Origin of the sequence: Tritonibacter sp. SIMBA_163, from assembly GCF_046535935.1 — a bacterium.
Taxonomy (GTDB): domain Bacteria; phylum Pseudomonadota; class Alphaproteobacteria; order Rhodobacterales; family Rhodobacteraceae; genus Epibacterium; species Epibacterium scottomollicae.
Genome location: NZ_JAWJBP010000996.1, coordinates 1 through 248, shown reverse-complemented (window position 1 = coordinate 248; position 248 = coordinate 1). Strand labels below are relative to the sequence as shown.

Sequence of the window (248 nt, the reverse complement as noted above, 5' to 3'; positions counted from 1 at the left end):
ACCGAGATTGTTCTACCGCTCGCGTTTCACGATAGAGATGTTTTTCCATCTCCAATTTCAAATCACTATAGTCAGGATGGGTTTCCACCTTCTCCCGAGTACGGGGACGGGGGAAGGGAATGTCTAGAACTTGATCTACTCGCGCAGCCGGACCCCGAGTCATCATAATAATTTGGTCTGAGAGTAACAGGGCTTCCTCAATGCTGTGAGTTACCATAATGACCGTTTTGCGTTGTTGCTCCCAGATG

At 48.4% G+C, this 248-nt stretch carries 1 pseudogene; it reads right to left on the bottom strand.

The features are described from left to right. Positions 1 to 248 (bottom strand): annotated as a pseudogene (locus R0J92_RS25320) (ABC transporter ATP-binding protein); the annotation flags it as partial.